General features: G+C 61.8%; 16 protein-coding genes and 1 tRNA gene. 8 read left to right on the forward strand and 9 right to left on the reverse strand.

Annotated elements, in window-relative coordinates; translation table 11 throughout:
• Nucleotides 1-28: 28 nt before the first annotated feature.
• Nucleotides 29-211, reverse strand: a complete 183-nt coding sequence (gene oscA, locus ACIOVF_RS08660) for a sulfur starvation response protein OscA (RefSeq protein WP_007941032.1) — start codon at nt 209-211, stop codon at nt 29-31.
• Between the two features lie 209 nt (nt 212-420).
• A complete protein-coding gene (gene dibA, locus ACIOVF_RS08665) occupies nt 421-2,316 on the reverse strand; it encodes a phosphodiesterase DibA (RefSeq protein ID WP_213602765.1) in 1,896 nt (631 codons plus the stop codon).
• 150 nt (nt 2,317-2,466) lie between these two features.
• Between dibA and desA the strand changes: the two genes are divergently transcribed.
• Nucleotides 2,467-3,651, forward strand: a complete 1,185-nt coding sequence (desA, locus tag ACIOVF_RS08670) for a delta-9 fatty acid desaturase DesA (protein WP_401288809.1) — start codon at nt 2,467-2,469, stop codon at nt 3,649-3,651.
• A 135-nt stretch (nt 3,652-3,786) separates the two neighbouring features.
• The gene (locus tag ACIOVF_RS08675; RefSeq protein ID WP_195885417.1) at nt 3,787-4,776 is read left to right on the forward strand and encodes a sensor domain-containing diguanylate cyclase; all 990 of its coding nucleotides are present in this window, start codon (nt 3,787-3,789) and stop codon (nt 4,774-4,776) included.
• Between the two features lie 51 nt (nt 4,777-4,827).
• On the opposite strand, the gene ACIOVF_RS08680 is transcribed toward ACIOVF_RS08675, so the two are convergent.
• The 3 genes from ACIOVF_RS08680 to gabD form a co-directional block, all read right to left on the reverse strand.
• Entirely contained in the window at nt 4,828-6,036 is a 1,209-nt protein-coding gene (locus tag ACIOVF_RS08680; RefSeq protein WP_045201750.1) for a response regulator, read from the reverse strand.
• A 141-nt stretch (nt 6,037-6,177) separates the two neighbouring features.
• Nucleotides 6,178-7,458, reverse strand: a complete 1,281-nt coding sequence (gene gabT, locus ACIOVF_RS08685) for a 4-aminobutyrate--2-oxoglutarate transaminase (protein WP_038997739.1) — start codon at nt 7,456-7,458, stop codon at nt 6,178-6,180.
• Between the two features lie 184 nt (nt 7,459-7,642).
• Nucleotides 7,643-9,085 (reverse strand): NADP-dependent succinate-semialdehyde dehydrogenase, encoded by a 1,443-nt coding sequence (gene gabD / locus ACIOVF_RS08690; protein ID WP_045201748.1) that lies wholly within the window; start codon nt 9,083-9,085, stop codon nt 7,643-7,645.
• Between the two features lie 261 nt (nt 9,086-9,346).
• On the opposite strand from gabD, the gene ACIOVF_RS08695 reads away from it, so the two are divergent.
• Nucleotides 9,347-9,423: transfer RNA gene (locus ACIOVF_RS08695), tRNA-Arg, on the forward strand.
• Nucleotides 9,424-9,890: 467 nt separating this feature from the next.
• On the forward strand, nt 9,891-10,193 hold the full coding sequence (locus ACIOVF_RS08700) for a DUF3077 domain-containing protein (protein WP_045201747.1): 303 nt from the start codon (nt 9,891-9,893) through the stop codon (nt 10,191-10,193).
• 159 nt (nt 10,194-10,352) lie between these two features.
• Here the strand turns inward: ACIOVF_RS08700 and ACIOVF_RS08705 are convergent, their stop codons facing one another.
• A complete protein-coding gene (locus ACIOVF_RS08705; RefSeq protein WP_401288814.1) occupies nt 10,353-12,326 on the reverse strand; it encodes a TonB-dependent receptor family protein in 1,974 nt (657 codons plus the stop codon).
• A gap of 179 nt (nt 12,327-12,505) precedes the next feature.
• Here ACIOVF_RS08705 and ACIOVF_RS08710 point away from each other — a divergent pair, with 179 nt between their 5' ends.
• The 4 genes from ACIOVF_RS08710 (at nt 12,506) to ACIOVF_RS08725 (ending at nt 15,915) form a co-directional block, all read left to right on the forward strand.
• Complete coding sequence (locus ACIOVF_RS08710) at nt 12,506-14,362, forward strand: DUF3857 and transglutaminase domain-containing protein (protein ID WP_093377423.1); 1,857 nt, start codon at nt 12,506-12,508, stop codon at nt 14,360-14,362.
• Nucleotides 14,363-14,495: 133 nt separating this feature from the next.
• The gene (locus tag ACIOVF_RS08715; RefSeq protein WP_401288817.1) at nt 14,496-14,846 is read left to right on the forward strand and encodes a DUF4190 domain-containing protein; all 351 of its coding nucleotides are present in this window, start codon (nt 14,496-14,498) and stop codon (nt 14,844-14,846) included.
• 10 nt (nt 14,847-14,856) lie between these two features.
• Nucleotides 14,857-15,300 carry a DUF805 domain-containing protein gene (locus ACIOVF_RS08720; RefSeq protein ID WP_093377433.1) on the forward strand — a complete coding sequence of 148 codons (444 nt, stop codon included), beginning with the start codon at nt 14,857-14,859 and terminating at the stop codon, nt 15,298-15,300.
• Between the two features lie 174 nt (nt 15,301-15,474).
• Nucleotides 15,475-15,915 carry a CBS domain-containing protein gene (locus ACIOVF_RS08725; RefSeq protein WP_010222085.1) on the forward strand — a complete coding sequence of 147 codons (441 nt, stop codon included), beginning with the start codon at nt 15,475-15,477 and terminating at the stop codon, nt 15,913-15,915.
• Between the two features lie 12 nt (nt 15,916-15,927).
• Here the strand turns inward: ACIOVF_RS08725 and ACIOVF_RS08730 are convergent, their stop codons facing one another.
• The 3 genes from ACIOVF_RS08730 to ACIOVF_RS08740 form a co-directional block, all read right to left on the reverse strand.
• Nucleotides 15,928-16,566: a hypothetical protein gene (locus ACIOVF_RS08730; protein WP_045201740.1), complete on the reverse strand. Its 639-nt coding sequence runs from the start codon at nt 16,564-16,566 to the stop codon at nt 15,928-15,930.
• Between the two features lie 70 nt (nt 16,567-16,636).
• Nucleotides 16,637-16,879, reverse strand: a complete 243-nt coding sequence (locus ACIOVF_RS08735) for a DUF2789 domain-containing protein (protein WP_093377442.1) — start codon at nt 16,877-16,879, stop codon at nt 16,637-16,639.
• A gap of 60 nt (nt 16,880-16,939) precedes the next feature.
• A complete protein-coding gene (locus ACIOVF_RS08740) occupies nt 16,940-17,398 on the reverse strand; it encodes an aminoacyl-tRNA deacylase (protein ID WP_045201736.1) in 459 nt (152 codons plus the stop codon).
• Nucleotides 17,399-17,476: the final 78 nt, after the last annotated feature.

The following is a 17,476-nucleotide window of genomic DNA, read 5'->3' on the forward strand; positions in this document are numbered from 1 at the left end:
GTATTTTTCTAATTAGGTGGCGCGGTAATCAGCTGGGCTTGTTGCCGGGGTTCTGCAGGCGGAACTTTTCCTTGCGTTCGATCTGGACGACCTGGGCGTTGTGCACGGTGATTTCCACCGCGCCAAACCGCAGGTCGCGCAGGGCGCTCTGGATTTCGCGCAGAATGGTGGCTTCGTCCTGACCGTCAACGCTACGCAGAGATGCGCTCATGCTCGTGCTCCTGTGATATGGGTGCCGTGCAGTGCGTGAAGGGGAGCGACTGCGCCTGGCTTGAGGGCAATCTTAGGGGGGCGCGAATATTCTTAAAAATACTATTTAAGAATTTTTATATAACTGAAATAGAGTTTCGCGGGACAAGTCGGATCGCCGCCCCGCCGCACCTGCACTTGTAGGAGCGGGCTTGCCCCGCGATAGGGCCCTCAAGCCCAGCGCAATTGCTGCGCCGGCACCGGCCTGCCAAACCAGTAGCCCTGACCCAGCTGGCATTGCTGCTCCAGCAGAAAACGCGCCTGCTCGGCCTGCTCGATACCCTCGGCATGCACCAGCATGCCCATGCTTCGGGCCAGGGCGATGATCACCCGGACGATCGCCACATCGTCTTCATCACAAGGCAAGCCGGCGACAAAGCCCTGGTCGATCTTGAGCTTCTGCACCGGCAGGCGCTTGAGCCGCAGCAGCGACGAGTAACCGGTGCCAAAGTCATCGATGGCCAGGCGCAAGCCCAGTTCACGCAAGCGGTGCAGTTGCTCGAGCGCCACCTCGGGGTCTTCCATTACCGCGCTTTCGGTCACTTCCAGCTCCAGCAGGGCCGGGTCCAGCGCCGTATCGTGGAGTACCTGAGCGACTTGCTGGTAGAGGTCGCGATGGCCAAACAGACGACTGGAAATATTCACCGCGACAAACTCCAGTGCCCGCCCCTCGGCCTGCCACTTAACCATCTGCAGGCAGGCCTGGCGCAGCACCCAGGTGTCGATATCGGCAATCAGCCCGGTGCGTTCGGCAATCGGGATGAACTCCCCGGGCGGCACCAGCCCACGCTGTGGATGCTGCCAGCGCACCAGGGCCTCGACGCCAATCATCTTGCTGCTGAACAGGTCGTGCACCGGCTGGTAATAGACCCGCAGTTCTTCCTGCTCCAGAGCCCGGCGCAGCTCGCCAGCGGTTTCGACCCGCTGCTGGGCATGGGCGGTCAGCTCCTCGGTGTACAGCGCATAACCGGCGCGCCCGCAGGTTTTGGCCTTGAACAGCGCCGAGTCGGCATTGCGCAGCAATTGCTCGGCGCTCAGGGCGTCGCTGGGGAACAGGCTGATGCCGATGCTGACGCTGATGAACAGGCGCTGGCGGTCGACTTCGAACGGCGCCTTCATGCCGTCGATGATGCTCTGGGCCAAGGCCGCGGCCTGGCCGACCTGCGGGCAGTTCTCGGCGAGCACGGCGAACTCGTCACCGCCCAGGCGCGCCAGGGTCACGCCGTTGCCCAGCAGCGCCTTCAAGCGCTCGCCGACCACCTTGAGCAACTGGTCGCCGATGTTGTGACCGAGGCTGTCGTTGATGCTCTGGAAATGATCGAGGTCGAGCAGCAGCAAGGCGCAACCGCGCTTGTTGCTCTGCGCTGCGGCCAGGGCCTGCTGGGTGCGGTCGTTGAACAGCAGGCGGTTGGGCAGGTCGGTGAGCGGATCGTGATGGGCAAGATAGGCCAGCTCGCGCTCGGAATGCTTGATCGCGCTGATGTCGCTGAATACCGCAACGTAATGGCTCAACTCGCCGCTGTCATCGCTGATGGCGCAGATGGTCTGCCATTGCGGATACACCTCGCCGCTTTTGCGCCGGTTCCAGATCTCGCCGCTCCACTCACCCTTTTCGGCCAGGGTGGCGTAGATCTGCTGGTAGAACGCCGCACCGTGGCGGCCGGACTTGAACTTGCTCGGGCGCTGGCCGAGCACTTCGTCCTTGTCGTAGCCGGTGATCTGCATGAACGCCCGGTTGACGTGCACGATCAGGCCATCGCGGTCGGTGACCAATACCCCTTCAAGGGTGCTGTCGAACACCGCCGCCGCCATGCGCAGGCGCTCGCGGTCCTCGCGGCGCAAGCGCACGCCGACGCCAATGAAGTTGAGCAAACGGGCGCGCGAGACAAAAATCAGCAAGGCGCTGCACAGCACCCAGAAGTGCGCGCTGATCAGTTGCCAGCGGGCGATTTGCTCGGGAGCATCGAAAAGACTGTTCAATAATTGATCAGACAGAGCCAGCCACAGTACCGACAGCACGAGGTAGAGCGCCGCCATGCGCATGGCGTCTCGAATGGAAGCAGACATAAGGTCCCGGGCAAACCCACAAAAATTTGTGGGGGATTATAGGGTAGAAACATCCGGTGACCTCCTATCTAAAAGGCCGACTGGTTTTATTTGCTGGCGCAGGGATAATGTTTCCCGCTGTTCCCTATGTTTTTGAGGGCCATTTAGCCTATGTGGTACGAAGGTTTGCTCAACTTGTCAGTGTGGCAATTGCTGGCAGTTACCCTGGTAATGACGCATGTGACCATCGTCAGTGTCACCGTTTACCTGCACCGTTACTCTGCCCACCGCTCGCTGGAACTCAACGCCGGGCTCAAGCACTTTTTCCGTTTCTGGCTGTGGCTGACCACGGCGCAGAACACCCGCGAGTGGACTGCCATCCACCGCAAGCACCACGCCAAATGCGAAACCGTCGATGACCCGCACAGCCCGGTGATCAAAGGCCTGTCCACGGTGCTGCGCAAGGGCGCCGAGCTGTACCGCGAAGAGGCACAGAACCCGGAAACCTTGCGTATCTACGGCAAGAACTGCCCGGAAGACTGGATCGAACGCAACCTCTATAGCCGCTACAAGCTTGGCGGCATCGCCCTCATGGCGGTGATCGACCTGCTGCTGTTCGGCACCGCCGGCATCACCATCTGGGCGGTGCAGATGATGTGGATTCCGTTCTGGGCCGCCGGCGTGGTCAACGGTCTGGGCCATGCGGTCGGCTATCGCAACTTCGAATGCCGCGACGCCGCCACCAACCTGGTGCCCTGGGGCATCATCATTGGTGGTGAAGAACTGCACAACAACCACCACACCTACCCCAACTCGGCCAAGCTCTCGGTCAAGCGTTGGGAGTTTGACATGGGCTGGGCCTGGATCAAGCTGTTCTGCTGGCTGCGCCTGGCCAAGGTGCAGCGCGTCGCGCCCATCGCCCACCGGGTCGAAGGCAAGGGGCAGCTGGACATGGACACCGCCATGGCGATCCTCAACAACCGCTTCCAGATCATGGCCCAGTACCGCAAGCTGGTGATCGCGCCGCTGGTCAAGCAGGAGCTGGCCCGCGTCGACGACTCGGTGCGCCACCAGTTCCGCCGCGCCAAGCGCTTGCTGTCGCGGGAGACCAGCCTGCTGGAAGACCGTCATCACCTGCGCATCCAGACCATGCTCGAGCACAGCCAGGCACTCAAGACCATCTACGAAAAACGCCTGGCCCTGCAGCAAATCTGGGTACGTACCAGCGCCAACGGCCACGACATGCTCGCGGCCATGAAAGACTGGGTGCACGAGGCCGAAGCCAGCGGTATCCAGTCGCTGCGCGACTTCGCCACCCAGCTCAAGACCTACTCGCTGCGCCCTGCCCTGGCCTGATGCCGTTGATCGGCGCGCCCGTCCCGCGGCGCGCCGACCGGAACTTAGCCGCCTAATCTCACTCTGACAGGCATATCGCCCGCGTGGCGGGCCGGGTCGTGGCCGCACGCCCCCGTCGTGAGAATTTCCGCGCAAATGGTCAAGAACAAACCAACAACCCTGGCCTGCAATCCGCCACCTGAAGCCGCCCAGACCCTGCTGGCCCTGATGCACGCCCAAGGCGAAGTCGCGCGCCTGAGCGAGCGTGAACAGCTGTTCAGCTCGTTGCTCGACAGCGTTAACGCCGTGCTCTGGGCCTTCGACTGGGAAAGCCGCCAGGTGCTTTACGTCAGCCCCGCCTACGAGCGCATTTTTGGCCGCCCGGCCGGCCTGCTGCTGGCCGACTTCAATGAGTGGCGCGACAGCATCTACCCCGACGACCTCGACTACGCCGAACGCAGCCTGGCCGAAGTGCTGGTCAAAGGCGCAGTGGAAGACCGCGAATACCGCATCATCGCCGCCGACGGCCAGGTGCGCTGGATCAGCGACAAATGCTTCATCAACCAGCAAGCCGACCCCAGCCAGCGGGTGATCATCGTTGGCATGGCCGAGGACATCACCGAAAAGAAGCAGCTCGAAGGCGAGCTGCAGCGCCTGGCCACCACCGACGTCCTGACCCAGAGCAGCAACCGCCGGCACTTTTTCGAGTGCGCCCAGCACGCTTTCGAAACCGCGCGACTGGAGCAGACGCCGTTATCCTTCCTGCTGCTCGACATCGATGACTTCAAGCAGATCAACGACACCTACGGCCATCAGGAAGGCGACTATGTGCTGCAGCGCATCGCCGACACCGGCAAGGCGGTGTTGCGCCGTGGTGATCAGTTCGGGCGCATTGGCGGTGAAGAATTCGCCGCAGTGTTTCCGGGTTGCACCCCAGAGATCGCCCAGCAGATTGCCGAACGCCTGCAACGCGAGATCCAGCGCTTGAGCTTCAGCCATGACGACAAGGTATTTGGAGTGACGGTGAGCCAGGGGCTGACCGGGATTACTGAAGAAGATGAGTCGCTGGACAGCCTGTTCGCCCGGGCGGATGCGGCCATGTACCAGGCCAAGCGCCAGGGCAAGAATCAGATTGTAAGAGGCTGAAAAGCATCGCTGGCCTTGCCAGCGATTGGGCCGCACAGCGGCCCCAGAGTCTCAAACCTTGCGCAACCTGCCCAGCTCCGCCATCCCCACCTTGAGCAAGCGCGCCGTCTTGCTTTCAGCCAGGCCTTCGAGCCCCTGATCCGCCGGAAGGCGCGCCAGTTGCCCGGCCAGGTTCATCACCAGCGCATCGCGTGAATACACGCCGCCGCCCAACTGGTAGATCGCCGCAATCAGCTCACGCAGCTCCAGCGGCAAGCGCCAGCGGGTGCGCAGCGCCGAGCCGAACGCCGCGCCAAACTCGTTGAGCGACAGCTCCACCGAGTCTTCATCCAGCTCACCGCCGGCCTGCTGCCATTCCTGCAAACAACGCAACAGCGCCAGATCGCCCAGGCAATGCAGCAAGCCGGCGCAATAGCAGCGCTCCTGATCGAGCTCGAGCATGCGGGCCAGGGTTCGCGCGTATTCGGCAGTGTGCAGTGACAACTCCCAGAAATGCTCGGCATGACGCGACAGGATCGGATCACTGAGTTTGGCGCTGCGCTTGAGCGCAAGCCCCAGTATCAAGTTCATGCTCTGGGTGGTGCCCAGCTTGTTCAGCGCCTGCATCAGGCTCTGCACCGCGCCATCGCGATGCAATGCGGCGCTGTTGGCGGCGGCAATGAGCACGGCGGTAACCTGCGGGTCATTGCGGATCTCGGCCTCCAGCACCTTGAGGTCCAGGCCCTGGGGTTGCAGGCTGCGCTTGATCGCCAGTTTCACGTCGGCAAACAGCGGTCCGCCATCGGAATTGGCGCGACGCCCTTCGAGAAAACGCGGCAAGGTCGAGCCCGGCTGCAACGGCGGCACCGGACAGGCAACCTCCTCGCCGGCGCTGAGCAGCAGGTCTTCCAGGCGCTGACGCAGCGAATCCATGTTCAACGGCTTGCTCAGGTAAGCGGTGGGTGCGAACGGCAGCACCTCGCGGACACTGGCGGCATCGCTGCGGTTGCTCATGAGAATGAACGGCAGTGCCGGCTGGCGACCTTTGGCCCGTACGTTGCGCAGCAAGTCGAGGCCGTCGCCGCCGGGCAGCTCGCGCGCGGCGATGATCAGGTCCGGCTTGCTGGCCAGCGCTGCCAGCGCCTGCGAGCCATCGGCACACACCTGCAAACGCGCATCGCAGCGCACGCTCAGCAGCATCTGGCTCAGCATGTCCCGCACCCAGGGGTCGCCTTCGGCAATCAGCACGCAAGGCGCCTGGGCGGGCTCTACAACGCTCATACACAACTCTCCCGATATTCCGCTACACGCAATCCTGTGCACCTTCCAAGGTGTCTCCTTACAGGCAACCTTAGCCGCCTGGCCTTCCTTTGGGCGAAAAAAAACCCGCCGAAGCGGGTTTTTCTTCTAATGCGTCACAGTTTACGCGAGTTCTGCGAAGCACTCTTCGATGATTGCCAGACCTTGGTCCAGTTGCTCATCAGGCGAGGTCAGCGGAACCAGGATACGCAGGACGTTGCCGTAAGTGCCGCACGACAGCAGGATCAGACCCTTGTCACGCGCCTTGGCCACAACCGAGGCTACAGCGGCAGCGTTAGGGGTGTGGGAACCGGCTTTGTCGAACACTTCAATAGCGATCATCGAACCCAGGGCACGCACGTCACCGATGATCGGGTGCTTGTCCTGGATCTTGCGCAGGCCGGCGACCAGGCGCTCGCCAACGGCCTTGCTGCGGTCCAGCAGTTTTTCTTCTTCGAACACTTCCATCACGGCCAGGGCCGCGGCGCAAGCGATCGGGCTACCAGCGTAGGTGCCGCCCAGGCCGCCTGGAGCGATGGCGTCCATGTACTCGGCCTTGCCGCACACACCGGCCAGCGGGAAGCCGCCAGCGATGGACTTGGCGAAGGTGGTCAGGTCTGGAGCAACGCCCATCTGTTCCATGGCGAAGAAGGTACCGGTACGGCCAGCGCCGGTCTGAACTTCGTCGGCGATCAGGAGGATGCCGTGCTGGTCGCACAGGGCACGCAGGCGCTTCATGAACTCTTTCGGCGCAACGTAGAAACCACCTTCGCCCTGAACTGGCTCGAGGATGATTGCGGCGATGTCACGGGCTTCGGCGTCGTTCTTGAAGATGCGTTCGATGGATGCGATCGAGTCGTCGATGCTCACGCCGTGCAGTTCGTTCGGGTAGATGGCGCGGAAGATGCCGCCTGGCATCAGGCCCATGCCGGCCGAGTAAGGCACGACTTTACCGGTCAGGCCCAGGGTCATCATGGTGCGACCGTGGTAGGCGCCGGTGAAGGCGATTACGCCGGCACGGCCAGTGGCGGCACGGGCGATCTTGATGGCGTTCTCAACGGCTTCGGAACCGGTGGTAACCAGCAGGGTTTTCTTGGCGAAGTCGCCTGGCACCTTGGCGTTGATCTTTTCGCACAGCTCGACGTAAGGCTCGTAGGCCAGTACCTGGAAGCAGGTGTGGGTCAGCTTGTGCAGTTGGGCTTCAACGGCAGCGATGATCTTCGGGTGCACGTGACCGGTGTTCAGTACCGCGATACCGCCGGCGAAGTCGATGAACTCGCGGCCTTCGACGTCAGTGACGGTGGCGTTTTTTGCCGACTCGGCGAAGATCGGGTGGATCTGGCCAACACCGCGTGGAACAGCGGCGACACGACGTTGCATCAAAGATTCGTTGGTCTTGCTCATAATGTCCTCAATTCGCCACACACAAGGTGGCGCGATTCAAGTCGGAGTGGCCGGTATTCAACTGCAGGCAGCATGCGTTGATCGACTGCTGCAGGGGCCCAGGCCACTGGATGTACGGTGTAAAAAAGGCCAGCGAGACGTCGCTCTCGCGCCCCGCTGGCAGAGGTAAAGCCTTACGCTGCGATCAGACGCTGATGCACAGGTATTTGATTTCCAGGTAGTCCTCGATGCCGTACTTGGAGCCTTCGCGGCCCAGGCCCGAAGCCTTGATACCGCCAAACGGCGCGACTTCGTTGGAGATCAGACCGGTGTTGATACCGACCATGCCGTACTCCAGGGCTTCGGCGACACGGAACACACGGCTCATGTCACGGGCATAGAAGTACGAGGCCAGGCCGAACTCGGTGTCGTTGGACATGGCGATGACTTCGGCCTCGTCCTTGAAACGGAACAGCGGCGCCAGCGGGCCGAAGGTTTCTTCCTTGGCCACGGCGGCGTTCTTCGGTACGTCGACCAGAATGGTCGGTTCGAAGAAGTTGCCTTCGATCAGCTTACCGCCGCTGAGCACCTTGGCGCCCTTGGCGACTGCGTCTTCGATGTGTTCCTGGACCTTGGCCACGGCCTTGCCGTCGATCAGCGGGCCGGTAGTGGTGCCGTCTTCCAGGCCGTTGCCGATTTTCAGCTTGGCCACTGCGGCCTTGAGCTTCTCGGCGAAGGCATCGTAGACGCCGTCCTGAACGTAGATACGGTTGGCGCAGACGCAGGTCTGGCCGTTGTTGCGGTACTTGGAGATGATCGCGCCGTCGACGGCCTTGTCCAGGTCAGCGTCGTCGAACACGATGAACGGCGCGTTGCCGCCCAGTTCCAGGGAAACCTTCTTGATGTCTTTGGCGCATTCGGCCATCAGTTGGCGACCGATCTCGGTGGAGCCGGTGAACGACAGCTTGCGCACGATCGGGTTGCCGGTCAGCTCGCTGCCGATGTCGCCGGCGCTGCCGGTGACCACGCTGAGCACGCCAGCCGGGATACCGGCACGGGTGGCCAGCTCAACCAGGGCCAGGGCCGAGTACGGGGTTTGCGAAGCAGGCTTGAGCACCATGGTGCAGCCAGCGGCCAGGGCCGGGCCGGCTTTACGGGTGATCATCGCCGCCGGGAAGTTCCACGGGGTGATGGCTGCGGTCACGCCGATCGGCTGCTTGATCACGATCAGGCGCTTGTCTGGCTGGTGACCCGGGATGGTGTCGCCGTACACGCGCTTGGCTTCTTCGGCGAACCACTCGATAAAGGAAGCGGCATAGGCGATTTCGCCCTTGGCTTCGGCCAGTGGCTTGCCCTGCTCAGTGGTCATCAGGCGGGCCAGGTCATCCTGGTGCTCGATCATCAGCTCGAACCAGCGACGCAGCTTGCCAGCACGTTCTTTGGCGGTCAGCGCACGCCAGGCCGGCAGCGCCTTGTCGGCGGCCTCGATGGCACGGCGGGTTTCAGCGGCGCCCATCTTCGGCACAGTGCCGATGATCTCGCCCGTTGCCGGGTTGTTGACCTTGATCGTCTGGCCGTTGTCCGCGTCCAGCCACTCTCCATTAATGAAGGCTTGCTGGCGGAACAACTGGGCGTCTTTAAGCTGCATGTCGGGCTTCCTTAACTGCACCGTGCAGGCACGGAGCGAATTATTGATTGTAGAAAAAGGAGAGCGTTTGAAATCTCAAACGAATCCTAGGATCAACGACGAGAAAGGACAATAGGGTGTTCGAAAAAAAGAACAAAAAGCGCTGTGCGGCGGATTTTTTCGGATCAACGTCACTTATAGCCCCTGGAGTGTGCGAAATCGACCACAGCCATTTCGACGATGGACGCCGCCAGCCTAGATGGGTATTATGGCGCCCGCGTTGCACTCGTAGCTCAGCTGGATAGAGTACTGCCCTCCGAAGGCAGGGGTCGTGGGTTCGAATCCCGCCGAGTGCGCCATATCGATCAAGGCTCAGGTGAATACCTGGGCCTTTTTTGTTTTCCGGCCCAGTTACTCCCTGTGTGGGAGCGGGCTTGCCCCGCGATCCGATACGGCAGGCAGACCACAATCGCGGGGCAAGTCGGGTCGCCGCACCGCCGCACCTACCAGCGCGCATCTATGTCAGATTATGTTTCGAAGTCTCGAAATGTGTCGTCCTAAGAAATACCCTACGCGGTCTGTCGATGCCCGTCTGCTTGTCCCTGGGAACTCGTGCCTCTAGGCTCTTGCCCGTCACCGAAAACTCGGTGATCGGGCGTGGTAACCCGGAGTGCGCATCATCCTATACAGTCAATGGCGGCTGTATGCGGGAGGCTTTCGAGCCTGCCGGGATTGATGCTCTCCCCGGTTTACCACCCCGTGTACAGCTGCCACCCTTTCGTGTGGTAACGGATTGTGGTGTCAGCTCCGACTTGCGAGCATCGACATGAAAAAAATCGTTCCAGATCCACCACTGGATAAATCCACCACCACCGCACACTCTGTCTTCGGCAACTGCCAGGCCGGGCACTCTGCGCTGTTCGCTGTCTGCTCCGGTGTCGCCGCCCATGATGCGCTGGTGCATGCCTCTCTCTACTTAGGCTGCGCTTACGACACTGGCTACAAGGCCTTCGACGATATTGATCCGGCCCACAAGGGCTTCTTGTGGTCGACCCTGCATTCGGTAGAAATGGCCAAAGGGTTGGTGGATGCCTTGCTGGATGGGATTGAGGAGCGGGTGGGTGAATAGCCGCTGACCACTGGTATTGTGGGAGCGGCGGTACGACTTGCCCCGCAATGCGATGCGGCCGGTAGATCGCGATCGCGGGGCAAGCCCGCTCCTACCAGAAACGCTGGAGGCTCTGTGGGAGCGGGCTTGCCCCGCGAGGTGGTCGCCGCTCCTACCAGGCTAGAAATTCAGACGCGCGCCGGCATACAGGGTGCGCCCCGGGCCCGGCTCGTAGTAACGCCCGGCGCCATCATTGATACGCAAATTGTCGTAGTAATGACGGTCACTGAGGTTATCCACACCCAGGTACGGCTCCAGGGTCTGGCCGCCAAGATCAAACTGCTTGCCAAGGCGCAAGTTGAGCAAAGCGACCCCGGCCACCCGCGCGCTGTTGGCGTTGTCGGCGTACTGCGGGCTGTAGGCATTCATGTTCACGCGCGCATAAAAGCCATCACGCTCGTAAGCCACTTCGCTAAACAACGTCTGACGCGGGATGCCCGGCAGGCGGTTGTCGTCAAAGCCGTTGAAGTCGGTGTAGCGGTAGTTGTTGAAGCTGTAGGCCATGGACAGACGCCAGTGCTCCAGCACCTGGTAGTCGGCGCTCAGCTCAACGCCGTCGCGGCGCGACTTGCCGGCGTTGCGGTAGAAGGTCTGGCCGCCGTCGACGTAAGGCACCAGCTCATCCTCAAGCGCGATGCTGTAAAGCACCGCCTCGGCGCGCACGTCGCTCCATTCGCCTTTGATTCCCAGCTCACGGTTGAGCGCCTTGGCCGGTTGCAGGCCCGGGTTGAAGCCGCCACCTGCCGGGTTGGCCAGTTCGTTGACCGTGGGCGTTTCGAACGAGGTGGCGACGCGGGCATAGACCAGGTAATGCTCGCTCAGGCGATAGCTGAGGCCGGCGCTGTAGTTCCAGTCATCCAGCGTGCGCGAGCCGGAGTCGTCGCCGTCACGCTCGAAGCGGTCGTCCACCGCCAGGCGCATGCTGTCGTAGCGCCCGCCCAGGGTCAGTTGCCAGCGCTCGCTGAGGTCGATGCTGTCTTGCAGGTACAGGCCAACGCTGCCGGCCTTCTCTTGCTGACGCAGGGTCAGCGCCCCGGTGCCGCCGCCGATCTGGTTGTTGTGGCGTTCACGCTCATCGCGCTGCTGTTCAAGATCGACACCGGCGGTGACGTGTTGATCCAGGCCGAACCAGCTGGCCTTATGGGTGTACTGCCCGCCTACCCCGGCGAACAGCCGGGTGTAGGAGGTCTGCCCGCCATTGGCGTAAGGCAGGCGATTGCCAAACTCGCGCCGCCCCAGCCAACTGCGCACTTGATAACTGTCGGCCTCGCCAAGATCGCCGGTCCAGTTCAGCGCCAGACGCTGCTGGGTGATGTCTTCGTCGGAGTTGTACAACAGGCTCTGGGCGCGGGCCTGGTCACGTTTGGCGTGCACTTCGGCGAGGGTCAGGGCGCCAGGGTCTTCGGAACGGTTGTCGAGCGCCTGGAACGTTACCCCCAGTTGCCCGGCATCGCCCTGCCAGCGCAGCTTGCCGGTAAGGTTGCGCGCCTCGGAGCTGGAGTGCTGGCGATAGCCGTCGAGGTTGGTGACATTGAGCGCCAGCAGGCCGCCAAGGTTGCCGGAGGTGCCGCTGGTTTCCGCACGCAGGCGTTGGTAGCCATACTCGCCACCACTGACATCGATGGACGATTGCGGTGTCAGCGACGGCTCGCGGGTCTGGATTGCCAATACCCCGCCTGCACCGTTGCCATAAAGCGTCGAGGCCGAGCCGCGGATCACTTCGACGCGCTCCACCAGGCCCAGGTCAACGCCGTCCATTTCGGTCTGGCCATCGGGCATGGTCAGCGGTACGCCGTCGACCATCACGCGAATGCCGCGCATGCCGAAGCTCGAACGCGCACCAAAGCCACGAATCGACAGGCGCATGCCCTGGGCCATGTTGTAGCGGCTCTGCGACACGGTGCCGGGCACGGCCGAAAGCAGGCCATCGAGGGTCAGCAGTTGCTCGCCGGGCTTCTCGGCGATGTCCACGGCGCTAACCGAAGCCGGGGTCTGCAACCAGGCGGAATTGACCCGGGTCGAGGTCACTTCCAGCGGCGCCAGTTCGACGCTGTCGGCACAGGCGCTACCGGCGCCGAGCAACAGGAGGGTCATGACGGAGTGCCGCCTGGTAAACATGCTGAATCCTTGAATCGATAGGGACAGAAAACGCAGGAAAACCTGCGCTGAAAAAATTGGCGCAGCAGCAACAGCCAGTTATAAGGCAAAATGCTACTAACTGATTCGCATTTAACGAGTCAGACCCCTGGAATACACCAGCAAGAAGGATCTTTATGAAGCGGTTCGCTGTGACCCCGGCCCGGTGGGTCGGGATGTTGTGCTGCCTGTTCGCCTTGAACATCGCACAGGCCAAGGACGACGGTACCGACCCCTCCGTCACCATCGAAAAGGACATTCTACGCACCGTGGTGGCCGAAGACGGCAGCTACGCCGCCACCCAGGACCTGGTCCTGCTGATCAATGAAGAACGCGCGATCCAGGCCAAGGCCCAGCAGTCGTTGTACTACAACCGCACCCTGGAAACCCTCGAGGTGACCCAGGCCTACACCCAGAAGCCCGATGGCCGCAAAGTGCAGGTCAGCCCCGAGCAGATCAAGGAGCAACAGGAGCAGCAATCGTCCCAGGCGCCGATGTTCCATGACAGCCTGGTCAAGGTAGTGATCTTCCCCGAAGTCGCCGTCGGCGATCGCCTGGTGCTGAGCTTCAAGAAACAGCGCAAGACCCCGCTGTTCCCTGGCCAGTTCGAAGACCTGGCGATGCCGCAGTTCCACCCGACCCAGCAGTTCACCCTGATCTACGACCTGCCGAAGAACCTCAAGCTCAATGCCGAGGCCAAGGGCTTCAAGGCTTCCAGCCCGAAGGCCGAGCCTGGTCGCAAGGTCTACCAATGGGATTATGTGCAGGGTGACAACGCCCGTACAGAACTGGGCGCAGTAGCCTACTCGGACTACGGCAAGTACCTGGCGGTTTCCACCTTCGCTGACTACAGCGAGTTCGCCAAAGCCTACGCGGCGCGCGCCAACAGCGAAGTGACGCCCGCCATCCGCGAACTGGCGGAAAAGCTCACGGCCAAGATCGACGACCCGCGCGACAAGGCCCTGGCCCTGGGTGACTGGGTGCGCCGCAACATTCGCTACGTGGCGGTTTACATCGGTGCTGGCGGCGTGGTGCCGCATGCCGCCGATACCGTGCTGAGCAACCGTTATGGCGACTGCAAGGACCACGTGGCCCTGCTCGAAGCGCTGCTGGCCGCAGTCAATATCGACAGCACCCCGGCGCTGATCAACCTCGGCAATGCCTACGCCCTGCCCAAGGTGCCGACCCTGGGCGTGATCAACCATGTGGTCACCTACATCCCGAGCCTGGACCTGTACCTGGATTCCACCGCCGAAGCCATTGCCAGCGGCTACCTGCCCGCTCCGGTGCTGGACAAACCCACCGTGCTGACCCGCTCCGGCAAGCTCGGCCACACTCCGGCCACCCAAACAGGCCTGGTGCACAACAGCACCACCTACACCGTGGCCAGCAGCGGCGCCGCCGACTTCAGCCACGCTTCGAAAATCGACGGCTGGGCCGCCGAAATGAACCGCTGGATGATGCGCAACATGCAGCCGGCCGAGCGCGACCTGCTGACCCAGCGCATCCTCGCCGCCTACGGCCAGCGTGGTAGCGGCAAGATCAGCAGCGACGACCTGGAAACCAGCGGCGCCTTCGAGATGCACATCAACGGCCGCAGCGAAAACCTGGTCAACCTGCCCGGCCCGATCGGCGTACCGACCCTGACCAGCCTGGCGGGCGGCATCGCCCAGAATATCTTCGGCTTTATCGCTGAAAAGCAGCGCACCCAGGACTTCACCTGCATCTCCGGCATCACCGAAGAACAAGCGCGCTTCGAGTTCCCGGCCGACGTCAAGATCATCGCCGCGCCCAAGCCTGTGAGCCTCAAGGACAAACACTTCGACTACAGCGCCGACTATGCCCTGCAAGGCAACAGCCTGGTGATCAAACGCCGCCTGGACTTCCACAACCCGAAAGCGGTGTGCAGCGTGAAAGACTTCGAGAAGATGAAGCCAACCCTGGACGCCATGCTCAACGACCTGAACAGTCAGGTGATCGTGCAGAAGAGCTGAGGTCCTGCGCCCTGCCGAATCCCTCGGGAGGTCAGCAGGGCGCTGTCACTGTTACGCCAACGTCGAAGTCTTTGATAAACTCCGCCGCGCCCTGCGCTGCGCCACGCAAGCGGAACTATCAAAAGGAATTGTCATGGCAATGGTTTTTTGCCGCGGTTGTGCCATGGAAATCCATGAAACGGCGCCCAGCTGCCCACAGTGCGGCGCCCCTCAGACTCCCTCTGCCACCACGCAACCTGCCGGCAAGCGCTTGTCCTGGATGGCAGCCAGCTCGCTGATCCTGTGCATCGCCTGTGTATTGACGCTGTTCGAACCAGCCAGCTGGGATCGTAACACCCTGTGGGGGATGGGCTTGTTTGCACTCACCGGGCTGGTCCTGGGCACGCTCAGCCTGGTCAAAAAAGAACCGCGAACCTACATGGCAATTACTGGCGCGGTGTTGTCAGGCATTTTGTTCATTTTGCTGATCTGGCTAGTCATGTAAGGGACAACACATGAATATGGTTTTTTGCCGTGGCTGCGCCAAGGAAATCCACAACAGCGCCGTGGCTTGCCCAGCCTGCGGTGCACCGCAACCTGCTGCAACCTTCACTGCAGCACCTGCGCCAGCCGGCATCTGGTACGTTGAACTACTGAAGAAATACGCCCTGTTCTCCGGTCGGTCACGCCGCCAGGAATACTGGCTGTTCATCCTGGTCACCTTCCTGGTGTACATGCTGGTGCCCTATCTCGACCGCGAGCTCCGTACCGGCACGCTCTTCGCTTACCTGTACAGCGTGGCATTGCTGGTCCCGGGCATTGCCGTAGCCGTTCGGCGCATGCACGACACCGACCGTAGCGGTTGGTGGCTGCTGTTCCCGCTCGTCAACCTGATCTTCCTGTGCCAGGACAGCCAGCGTGGCCCGAACCGTTTCGGCCCAAACCCGAAAAACACCTGATCACGGCTTGATCGAGAGTCAAAGCAAAGCGGCCATCATTGGCCGCTTTTGCATTTTTGCGCCCATGACGTTTTTCAATCACATCGATGCCGCTTTCGCCCTTGCCCTGCAGCGATCTGTACACGATTCTTTAGCTATCTGCCGTCACCCACTCCCAGCATCGCAGAGGCCTCTATGAAAACCGTGGCACAGCTTCTAAAAACAAAAGCCCAGCAGCACCACCAGGTTCACACCATCGGCCCCGACCACATGGTGCTCGATGCGCTGAGGTTGATGGCCGAGAAGAACGTCGGTGCCCTGCCGGTGGTGCAGGACGGGCGTGTGGTGGGGATCGTCAGTGAGCGCGACTACGCGCGCAAGATGGTGCTCAAGGGCCGTAGTTCGGTGGGCACGCCGGTCAGCGCGATCATGAGTGCGCCGGTGATTACCGTCGACCCACACCAGAACGTTGAATACTGCATGAACATGATGACCAACAGTCACCTGCGCCACCTGCCGGTGGTCGAGAACGGCGAGCTGCTGGGCCTGCTGTCGATTGGCGACCTGGTCAAGGAAGCCATCGCCGAACAGGCCAACATGATTCTGCAACTGGAACAGTACATTCGCGGCGACTGATTCGCGGCGGGCTCAGCGGTATTCGCCCTCCAGCTCATCGAGCTGGTGGTCGAAGCTGCGCAGGCGCGCTGACCAGGTGTACACCAGCACTTCCAGGTCGCGGTTGAGCACCGCGGCGCCGCGCCCGCTGCTCTGCTGCGAGTCGCACAAGTCCAGTTGATAACGCTCCCGGGCCATTGCAGTGGCAACCGTAGACAGCTCGCGGGCGTTGTCCAGCCAGTGGCGGCGGTGGTCATGGGTTTCGCGGTCGAGCTCGCGGCATTGGCGTTTCAGCGCTTCCAGGCTCTGCTCCAGCGGCGTGCCTTCAAGCTCGCCCATTACCTCCTGGAAGGTACGCCCGGGCTGCCAGTAACTGCCCCAGAAATAACGGTCGAAGACGGTTTCGACCCGGCGCAAGGCAACCTTGGTGTTCCAGATAGCCACCAAGGTTCGCCCTTGGGCCAACTGGCGTTTGCTCACCCGCAGTTGCTGCCAGGCAATCCACGCCAGCGCGGTCAGGGCCAGCGCCCCGATCACGCCCCCGGCGGCGTAAAGAAATACCAGAGCCTGACCCAACTGGTGGGTCTGTTTGATTCCATAGAAATAACCGACGGTCAGCAGCCCCAGGGCGGTCACGGCACACCAGAAACCGGCGGCATAGGGATCTTTCATTGGCGCTGTCCCCTTGTTGTTTTTCCTGAGCATAGCAACGCCATTCGCCGGTCGATGTGCCGCTCGGCGTTTATTTTTTCGGACGCCGCAGCGCCTCGTTCAGCTGGTCGAACGGCACGGCCCAGTCGGAGTCTTCGATAATGCTTTCCTTGAGAAATGCCCGCTGGCTCTCGGTCCAGAACGGTGCATCAACCAGCTTTATTTCATTCTTGAGCGGCGAGTGGCTGGTGATGAACTGGTCAATGCCCTGGGGATCATCAGCCAGGCCCAGCTGTTTGAAGAGCTCCGAAAACGGATGAATATTTGATTCCATGCGTGACTCCTTGGGGCCAGGACGGGCATCCACGACGCCAGCCTGGCAGTGGGTTGATCATCAGCAAACCTCACGCACTTCGGCGTTCGGTACCAGTTTCAGGTATTGCGTCATGTTCATGTGGATCAGGTGATCGTGATCACCGGCCTCGACATAGATATCGCCCTGACGGGTCAGGGTCGGGTCGAGCAGCATCTTGATCGAGTAAGCATCGCCCAGTGCCGGAATGGCGCCACGCTCGCAGTCGCCGAACAGATGCGGCAGCCCGCTTTCATGGGTCATTTGCCAGGCGCCGGTGGCGCGTACCTTGCTCATGTCCAGGTGACGGTTGGCCGGTAGCACGGCCATCAGATAGTTGCCGTGGCGGTCGTCGAGCATGACCGACTTGGCCACCCGCTCGGCGGGCACTCCAGCGGTACGGGCCGACTCAAGGCTGGTAGATGAGTGCGGGTGAGAAATGATGTCGTAGTCGCAGCCGGCCTTGTCCAGGCACTGCTGCAGGGTTTTTGCCATACGCATGATGCACCTCCGGATACAGCGCCCCCACTTCTGAAGTTTAGGCCGTGCTGCCGCAAGCAGCCGACTAAACTTATTGGA

It is taken from the genome of Pseudomonas sp. NPDC087612 (assembly GCF_044743505.1).
Classification (GTDB): Bacteria; Pseudomonadota; Gammaproteobacteria; order Pseudomonadales; family Pseudomonadaceae; genus Aquipseudomonas.